Genomic DNA, 8,873 nt, shown 5'->3' with positions numbered 1-8,873 from the left:
CGAACAGCGGTCGCTGGCCCTGCTGTCTGGCATTCCCAAGGTCTACGTCGCCAACGAGTATTCAGACTCGGTCAGCGTGATCAACGCCGCCACCAACCGCAAGATCAAGGACATCCCCCTGGCGCGCATGTCGGAGGACATGGACGGAATGCCGGGCATGGCCGGTGAGGGTGACGGCGAGGATCACAAAGGGGGGAAGATCATCCCGCACAACGTCCAGGTGGCCCCCGACGGGCGCTACGTGTACACCGCAAACGCTGGCACCAACTCGCTGGGCGTGATTGATGCCTACACCGACACCCTGGTGGCCGAAATCCCGGTGGGGGAACACCCCGCCCACGTGGTGGTCAGCGCCGACGGCAAGACCGCCTTGGTGACCAACGGCGGCGCGGGCACGGTCTCGGTGGTGGATCTAAGCACCCGCAGGGTCAGGGCCACCGTCCCGGTGGGCCAGAGCCCCCACGGGCTGCGCATCAGCCCGGATGGCCGCGAGGTCTACCTGGCCAACACCAACTCCAACTCGCTCACGGTGATTGATCTGGCTTCGCTGGAGGCCGTGGCCGAAATCCCGGTGGTCTCCAAACCCGCCCAGGTGGGTTTTACCCCCGATGGCCGCTACCTCTACGCGAGCAACGCCCATCTGGGCGAGGACGTGCAGGGGCATGTCTCGGTGATTGACACCGCCAGCCGTCAGGTGCTGAACAACATCGCGGTGGGCAAGACCCCCATCCAGGTCTACCCCACCCCCGACGGAAGGTTCATCTACGTGGCCAACACCGGCTCGGGCGATGTCTCGGTGATCGAGACGGCCACCGGCAGCGTGATCAAGACCATCGCCTCGGGCAAGGCCGCCCACGGGGTGGTGGTCTCAGCGGATGGGCGGTTCGCTTACATCAGCAACACCGACGAGGGCACCGTCACGGTCATTGACGTGGCGCGGCAGCAAGCCGTCGCCAAAATCCCTGCCGCCTACGGGGCCAACGGCATCAGCTACCGGGCCGGACGCTAGAATCCAGCCGCAGGACATCCGACTCTACCCACCCCATCTGGGGTGGGTTATGGTTGCCAAAGAAAGGGGAATCAGATGAATATCCAACTCACACAAATCCCTGAACCAGGCATCACCCGGTTCTTGTTCGCGGATACCCGGCTGGCTCCGGTATGGGCGATTTTGCGGGTCTATCTGGGCTGGACTTGGCTCCTGGCGGGCTGGGGCAAGATCAACAACCCGGCCTGGGTCGGCGAGAACGCGGGAACCGCCGTCTCGGGCTTTCTGACCAGGGCGCTGGGCAAGGCCGAGGGCGAACGCCCCGACGTGACCGGCTGGTACGCCTGGTTCATCGAGAACGTGGCACTGCCCAACGCCGCCCTGTTCGGCTACCTGGTGGCCTTCGGTGAGTTCTTGGTAGGTCTAGCCCTGATCGTGGGGCTCTTCAGCGGCATCGCGGCCTTCTTCGCCGGGCTGATGAACGCGGCCTTCCTGCTGGCGGGCACCCTTAGCTCCAACCCCTGGATGTTCATCGCGGCCACCTGGCTGGTGCTGGCCTGGCGCACGGCGGGGTACTGGGGCCTGGATCGCTGGGCACTGCCCGCTGTCGGGGTGCCGGGCACGCCGGGCGAACCCTCCGCCCGCAGTTCAAAGACCTCGTAAACCGCGCCCGAACTTGAATCTCCTCGAGGAGTCCCTATGCCCAAGCCTAGCCCTAACCAACCCGCCCCCCGTCGCCCAACCCTCCTTTTCGCCGCACTGGCCCTGGCTGCGGTTCTGCTGGCCGGGGCGCTGTTCCTCAGGCCCTACCTGCAATCGGCTGGCAGGGCCGATGCCGACAGCGTCTTGCGCGTCAGCATGGGCGGCTGGCAGCCCAACGTGATCTACGCGAAAGCGGGCCAGTCGGTCACGGTGAGCGTGGTGAACCTCGACAACTCCCTGCACAGCGACGGGGGCGGCTGGCACAACTTCGTGCTCGAGGGGCAGGGGGTGGCGGAGCGCGTCCCGCCCAAGCAGACCAGCACCTTCAGCTTCACCCTCGACCGGCCTGGGGAGTACCTCTTCTACTGCGACATCTGCTGCGGCGGCAAGGACAACCCCTTCATGCGCGGCAAGGTGATCGTCGAGGCCTAGCATGGGCCGGGTCGCTCGCAACCCCTGGCTCTTCCCCCTAGGGGGCCTGCTGGCGGTCGGGTTGGGTGGGTATCTGGCCCTGACCTCCAAGCTCACCCTGCCCACCGCCACCTGGCTGGAAAACCACCCCCTGCCCGCCCTGGCCCTGACCGGCCTGGCGGGGTTCGCCGACGGCATCAACCCCTGCGCCATCACCACCTTGCTGCTCTTCGTGGGGGCGCTGCTGGCCGTGGTGGAGCGCTCGAGCCACCTCGAGGACGTGCGCCGTGCCCGGCGCTACGTCTGGGCGGTGGCGGGGGCCTACATCCTGGGCATCTTCCTGCTCTACTTCGCGCTGGGGGTGGGGTTCGTCGAGGTCAGCGGGTTGCAGCTCTTGGGCAACACCCACCTCTTCACCCGCCTGGCTGGCCTGATCGCCATCGTTCTGGGCCTGGTCATGGCGGCGGAATACTTCTATCCCGGCAGCCCCTTCAGGCTGACCATGCCCGCCGCTCTGCACGGGCTGGCCCACCGCTGGGGGCGCAAGACCGGCCTGGGTGGGGCCTTCGTGGGCGGGGTGCTGATCGGCACCTGCACCATCCCCTGCGGCGGGGCCATGTACCTGGCGGTGGCCGCCCTGATCGGCAGCCTCTCCAGCAAGCCCTACGCCTACACCCTGCTGACCTGGTACAACCTGGCCTTCGTGCTGCCGCTGGTGCTGCTGGTGGCGGCGGGGAGCAGCCGAGCGGTGCTGCGAGGCATCAGCCGCCTGCACATCACCCACCGGGGGCAGGTCAAGCTGGGCCTGGGCGTGATGGTGGTCGCGGTGGGGTTCTTCGCCCTGCTCTAGGCAGAGCAGTTTTCCCGTCTGTCAAGGGACAAATACCCCTAGGGGGTTTACAGGAGCTTTACAACGGCGGGCTAGACTCGCCCTCGAGGTGATAGGAATGAAACGTCAACTAGCACTCTTGGTGGTCACCGCTCTGGTCGGGCTCACGCTGGCCCAGGCCGACCCGCACCACCCCGATACGACCCCCGCGACGCAGAATCAAAACGCCGCCCCGGCACAGTTGTTGCCGATGCCCGGCGGGACGGCGCAGACGCCGATGGGGCAACAGGGCATGATGCCGATGGCCCAGATGATGCAGATGATGCAAGGCATGATGGGCCAAGGCCAGATGGGCATGGCAGGCTCGGGGCTGATGATGCTTGAGGGAGCCCCCTTCGAGCAGGCCTTCCTCTCGATGATGATCCCCCACCACCGCGCAGCGGTGACGATGGCCCGCGACGTTTTGGGCAAGACCCAAGACTCCCAGATTCGCGCCTGGGCCAACGCTATCATCCGCGACCAGGAGCGAGAGATCAGCCAGATGCGCGCCCTGCTGGGGGCCTTGGGGGGCACCAACCTGGCCGCCCAGCGCATGATGACCCAGGGCATGACCCAAGGCATGGGCATGGGCGGGATGATGCCGAACCAAGGGGCGGGCGGGATGATGCAGGCCCCCGGTTCGGGCAACATGATGCAAAGCCCGGCTACAGGTAACGCGGCCCAGGCCCCACAGGCTCCGGTCAGCCCGGAGCGGGCCTTCCTCCAGGCCATGATCCCCCACCACCTGCAAGCTGTCGAGATGGCCACGCTGGCCCTGCAAAAGGCCCAGAACCCGGTCATCGTCAAGCTGGCCTCGGACATCGTGCGCGCCCAGGCCCAGGAGGTCTACCAGATGCGGCTCAAGCTCGCCAGCCTGCGCTAGCCGCCGACATCAGCACCTTTACCGCCCCCAAGTCCGGGGGCGGTTCTTGCGGTGCCCCCAGCGCGGGCACAGCCGTTGCGTACAAGCCGGGGGGCGAACCGGGCGCTTACGATGGGGCTCATGCCCACCTACCGAACCACCTGCAAGGTCGGGGCCTGCGAGCCTTTCTGCGGCCTCGAGGTCGAAGTCGAAGACGGCCAGATGCTGCGGGTGCGCCCCGACCCCGACCACCCCGTCACCAAGGGCTACGCCTGCATCAAGGGGATGCACGTGCAAGACTACCAGAACGACCCCGACCGCCTGCTCCACCCGCAGCGGCGTGGGTCGGGGGGCTGGGAGCGGCTCTCCTGGGAGCGGGCCACGGCCGAGATCGGCCAGAAGCTGCGGGCGATCCGCGCACGGCACGGCCCAGCTTCCGTCGCCACCTACTGGGGCAACGCCGCCGACAGCCTGAGCATTACCCTGACCAACACCTTCTGCCAGGGTTTCGGCTCGCCCAACTCCTTCAACGTGCTCTCGCTGGAGTACACCGACCGGGGCGCGGTGGCGCGGCGCGTACTGGGCAACGAGAACCTGATCCTGCAACCCGACCCCAGCCGCGCCCACTTCGCCCTGCTCTTGGGCACCAACCCCCTGGTGACCAACGGCATGAGCCTATTGCAGCGCCGGCCCCGCATCAGCGCCGACTTGCAGGGGATTCGCCGCCGGGGGGGCAAGGTGGTGGTGGTAGACCCCCGCCGCACCGAGACGGCCCGGATCGCCGACCTGCACCTGCCCATCCGACCGGGCACCGACCTGTTCTTGCTGCTGGGCATGATCCGGCGCATCCTGCGCTCCGGGCGCTACCGGGGCGACTATCTGCGGCGCTACGCCACCGGCCTGGAGCCCTGGCTCGAGCTGGCCGAGGGCCTTGAACTCGAACCCCTGCTCGAGCGCACCGACATTCCCCAGGCCCAGATCGAAAGCCTGGCCGACGAGTTCGCCCAGGCCGACGGAGCCTTCGTCACCACCCGCGTGGGGGTGCAGACCGGCCACAACACCACCCTCACCGAGTGGGCGGTGATGACCCTCAACGCCATCACCGGCAACATCGACCGGCCCGGCGGCCTCTACTTCAACCCTGGGGTGCTGGACATCCCCAAGCTGATCGAGCGCTTCACCCGGCGGCGCAACCCCGCCCCCTCGCGGGTCGGCGGCTACCCGCAGATCTTCGGCGGCCCCCCGGCCAGCGTCCTGGCCGACGACGTGCTCTCCGACGACCCAGGGCGCATCCGCGCCCTGCTCGTGGTGGCGGGCAACCCCGTCCTGAGCTTCCCCAACACCGCCAAGATCGAGGCCGCCCTGCGGCGGCTGGAGTTGCTGGTCTGCGTGGACATCTACCCCTCGGACACCGCCAGCTTCGCCCACTACGCCCTCCCGGCGGCGACCGTGTTCGAGAAGGGCACCTGGCACTTCCTCACCACCAACTTCGAGCCCTACCCTTACGCCGAGTGGAAGCACAAGGTGGTCGAACCGAGGGGCGAGGCCAGGAGCGAGTGGCGCGTCTTCAAAGACCTCTCCCGCGCCGCCGGGGTTCCCTTCCTCAACGACCCCCTCCTGGATCGCGCCGCCCGGCTGCTGGACAGCCTGGGCATCGACTTCAGCGAGGATCTGCTGTTCCAGTACCTGCTGCTGGGAAAGCTCGACCTCGGGCGGCTGAAGCGCACGCCGGGCGGCATCAAGCTGGGGGAGGTGCGCTACGGCGAGTTGCTGGGGCGGGGTCTGCACACCCCCGACCGCAAGCTGCACCTGGCCCCCGAGGAGTTCGTCCGGGCGCTGCACGAGGCCCTGCGATCCCCGCCCGACCCCACCCCGGACTTCCCCCTCCTGCTCATCTCCGGGGCGCGGCGGGCGGCCAGCTTCAACTCCTGGACGCACAACATTCCGGCCCTGATGGACAAGCTCAAGGGGAACTGGGCGACCCTGAGCGAGGCCGACGCCGCCCGCCTGGGCATCGCGGAGGGCGAGCGGGTCAGGGTGACCTCCCCCACCGGCTCCGTCGAGATCGAGGCCCGCGTCTCGCCCGACGTGCGACCGGGGGTCGTCGCCGTCCAGCAGTTCTGGGGGCACACCTACGAGAGCGGGATGCGGGTCAGCCGCAGCCACCCTGGGGTCAACGTCAACTTTCTCCACGACGACCGCGCCCTCGACCGCTTCACCGGGATGCCGGTGTTCAACGGCACCCGCTGCCGGGTCGAGCGGGTCAACGGCCCCACAAGCCCGGAATTGCCGGGCCGTTAGCCGCTGCGGCCCGGTGAGCCCGGTGTCAACGCGACCGGACGGCCTGATCGGGTTTCTAGGATGTATGTCCCTACCCACCCCACCTGGGGTGGGTTATCCTTCTTGCATACCGGTGGCCCTGTTGAAGCGCGAGGGGACGGTGGCCCAGCAGGCTTTACAGAAACTTAACCTGACGGCAACACACTGGTCACCTCTTTACACGTCTGGACGGCCCCGGAGATCGTGAGGAGAAGGGATATGAAAAACGCTCAAGGTTTTCTGGCTCGCTACGGACTGGTTCTGGCACTCGCCGGGGGTGTGGTGGTCTACGTGTTGTACCCCGGCAGCCTGCCCTTCCTGCTCTTCGGCGGCATGATGCTGATGCACCTGGGGGGCCACGGGGGTCACGGGCACGGAGGTCACGGCGGGCACAACCACGACCGCGACACCCAGCCCCAAGCGGGCCGGGAGGCCCACCAGCACGCCCCCGCCCCGTCGCCGCGCCAGCCGGGCGAAGGGCAGGTCTACGAGGAGACCTACAAGGCCGGGTTCGCGGCCAAGCGGCAGTCCGAAGCGGAATCGGCCCAGGCTGAGCCCAGGTCGCACCGGGGCTGCCACTAGCTCGAGCCTGCGGCTGAGCTCTGGAAAGGACTCGAGTCATGGAACTGTGGCACCTAACCCCCGACGCACCTCGCACCCCCCGCCGGGCCAGCCCCGGCGAGCGGGTGAGGCTGACCATCGGCACCCAGCCGGTACAGGACGGCCAGGCCGTGTGGGTGGAGTACCGGGTGGCCGACCTGTCCCCGCAAACTGTCGCGGCACGGTGGCAGCGCAACCAGGGCCACAACAGCTACTGGCAGGCCGAACTGGGGCCGTTCGGCAAGGGCGAGGAGGTGCGCTACCGGGTGGTTGGCACCTTTCCTGGCGGCGAGGTCGCCGGGCCTCAGGCGGGCTTCAAGGTCGGCCCCAAGCTCTACCTGGCCCTGCTCTGGCACCAGCACCAGCCGCTTTACAAGGACACCGCCGCCCCGAGTCCGAAGGGCAGTTATCTCGAGCCCTGGGTGCGGCTGCACGCCATCCGCGACTACTACCCGATGGCGGCGCTGGCGGCCCAGCACCCCGAGGTTCACCTGACCGTCAACCTGACCCCGGTGCTGCTGTGGCAGCTTCAGGACTACCTCGAGCGCGGGGCCACCGACCAGGCCCAAGAACTCACCCTGACCCCGGCTGAGGGCCTCAGCCCGGAGCAGCAAGAGCGCATTCTGAGGGGGTTTTTCAGCGCTGACTGGCACCACCAGATCTACCCCCACCGCCGTTACAAGGAACTCCTCGAGCAGCGGGCGGCAGGTCAGCCCTTCAGCGCCCAGGACTACCGCGACCTACAGATGTGGTTCAACCTGGCCTGGTTCGGGCTGGAGTTCCGCACCGGGGAGGTGGCGTTGGTGACGGGCGAGGGGGCCTCGGTACGGCGCTGGGTCGAGCAGGGTCGCGGCTTCAGTCAGGCCGACCTCGAGGCCATGCTGGCCGAGCAGTACAAGATCATGCGGGCGGTGGTTCCGCTGCACCGCGAGCTTCAGGACGGGGGCCAGCTCGAGGTCTCCACCACCCCCTTCTACCACCCCATCCTGCCCTTGTTGGTGGACACCGACCGGGCCAGCCTGGATCGCCCCGGAACCAGGCTTCCCCGCCGGTTTGCCTACCCGCAGGATGCCCAGGCCCAGGTCGAGAAAGCCGTGGCCCACTACCGCCACCACTTCGGACGGCCCCCCAGGGGGATGTGGCCCGCCGAGGGTGCGGTCGGCCAGTCGGTGATACCGCTCTTTGGTCAACAGGGGGTGGGCTGGATCGCCACCGACCAGGGCGTGCTGGCCCGCAGCGGACAGTTCGGCTACGACACCGGCAACCCTACGGTGCTGGCCCGGCCCTATCGCGCCGAGGAGGGTGGGCACGCACTCAGCGTGTTCTTCCGCGACACCGCGCTCTCCGACAACATCGGCTTCCGCTACCAGGGCTGCAAGGACTTCGAGCCGGTGGCGCGGGCCTTTCTGGACGAGATCAAGCAACGCTTCGCCTACCGCGCCGAGGGCGAACAAGACCCGGTTCTCAGCGTGATCCTCGACGGCGAGAACGCCTGGGGGGCCTACTGCGAGGATGCCCGGCCCTTCTTCCACGCCCTGTACGGGCTCTTGGGGCGGGACACCGAGGTCGAGACCGTGACCTTCGCCGAATACCTGGAGGGCAACCCGGCGCGGGGCATCGTGCCCCATCCGGCCCCCGGCCAGGTCAAGGTCTACGACCTTTTCACCGGCTCCTGGATCGACGAGAACGGCTCCGCGCCGGGTGCAGACCTGGGCACCTGGATCGGCGAGGAGGAGGAGAACAAAGCCTGGGAGCTGCTGTTGCGGGCTCGAGAGGCCCTTGAGCGCTCCGGGACCACCCCGATGACCCATCCCGCCGCCTTCGAGGCGCTCTACGCCGCCGAGGGCTCGGACTGGTTCTGGTGGTTCGGCGAGGATCAGGATTCGGGCAACGACGCCGGGTTCGACGCGCTGTTCCGCACCCACCTGAAGAACGTCTACCGAGAGCTGGGGCAGGACGTGCCCGAAGAGTTAGAGCGCCATTTCGTGCGGCGCACGGCGGTCTGGACTTTTGCCGACCCCCTCCGGGCCTTGCGGCCCGGCGACCGCTTGACCGTACAGACCAACTGCCCCGGACAGCTCACTTGGTGGCTCGAGGGGGCCGAGCCCCAGCAGGCCGACCTC

The 8,873-nt window shown here is 68.0% G+C and carries 8 protein-coding genes; all 8 read left to right on the top strand.

Translation table 11 applies throughout. The annotated features are described in order from the left end of the window. Positions 1 to 1,009: cytochrome D1 domain-containing protein (locus Q0288_RS10460; protein WP_299430141.1), on the top strand; the 1,009-nt coding region annotated here is incomplete at its 5' end. Positions 1,010 to 1,084: 75 nt separating this feature from the next. Beyond that, positions 1,085 to 1,651, top strand: coding sequence for a DoxX family membrane protein (locus Q0288_RS10455; protein WP_299430139.1), 567 nt, complete (start codon positions 1,085 to 1,087; stop codon positions 1,649 to 1,651). Positions 1,652 to 1,687: 36 nt separating this feature from the next. Next, the gene (locus Q0288_RS10450; RefSeq protein WP_299430137.1) at positions 1,688 to 2,122 is read left to right on the top strand and encodes a cupredoxin domain-containing protein; all 435 of its coding nucleotides are present in this window, start codon (positions 1,688 to 1,690) and stop codon (positions 2,120 to 2,122) included. 1 nt (position 2,123) lies between these two features. Further along, the gene (locus tag Q0288_RS10445; RefSeq protein WP_299430135.1) at positions 2,124 to 2,951 is read left to right on the top strand and encodes a cytochrome c biogenesis protein CcdA; all 828 of its coding nucleotides are present in this window, start codon (positions 2,124 to 2,126) and stop codon (positions 2,949 to 2,951) included. A gap of 97 nt (positions 2,952 to 3,048) precedes the next feature. Continuing rightward, positions 3,049 to 3,852 (top strand): DUF305 domain-containing protein, encoded by an 804-nt coding sequence (locus Q0288_RS10440; protein ID WP_299430133.1) that lies wholly within the window; start codon positions 3,049 to 3,051, stop codon positions 3,850 to 3,852. A gap of 120 nt (positions 3,853 to 3,972) precedes the next feature. Beyond that, a complete protein-coding gene (locus Q0288_RS10435) occupies positions 3,973 to 6,132 on the top strand; it encodes a molybdopterin-dependent oxidoreductase (protein ID WP_299430131.1) in 2,160 nt (719 codons plus the stop codon). Positions 6,133 to 6,369: 237 nt separating this feature from the next. Further along, complete coding sequence (locus Q0288_RS10430) at positions 6,370 to 6,732, top strand: hypothetical protein (RefSeq protein ID WP_299430129.1); 363 nt, start codon at positions 6,370 to 6,372, stop codon at positions 6,730 to 6,732. Between the two features lie 38 nt (positions 6,733 to 6,770). After that, a partial coding sequence (locus tag Q0288_RS10425) for a glycoside hydrolase family 57 protein (protein WP_299430127.1) occupies positions 6,771 to 8,873 on the top strand: 2,103 nt, incomplete at its 3' end.

The sequence above is a fragment of the uncultured Meiothermus sp. genome, from assembly GCF_937863175.1.
Classification (GTDB): Bacteria; Deinococcota; Deinococci; order Deinococcales; family Thermaceae; genus Meiothermus.
This window is presented reverse-complemented; position numbering and strand designations above follow the sequence as displayed.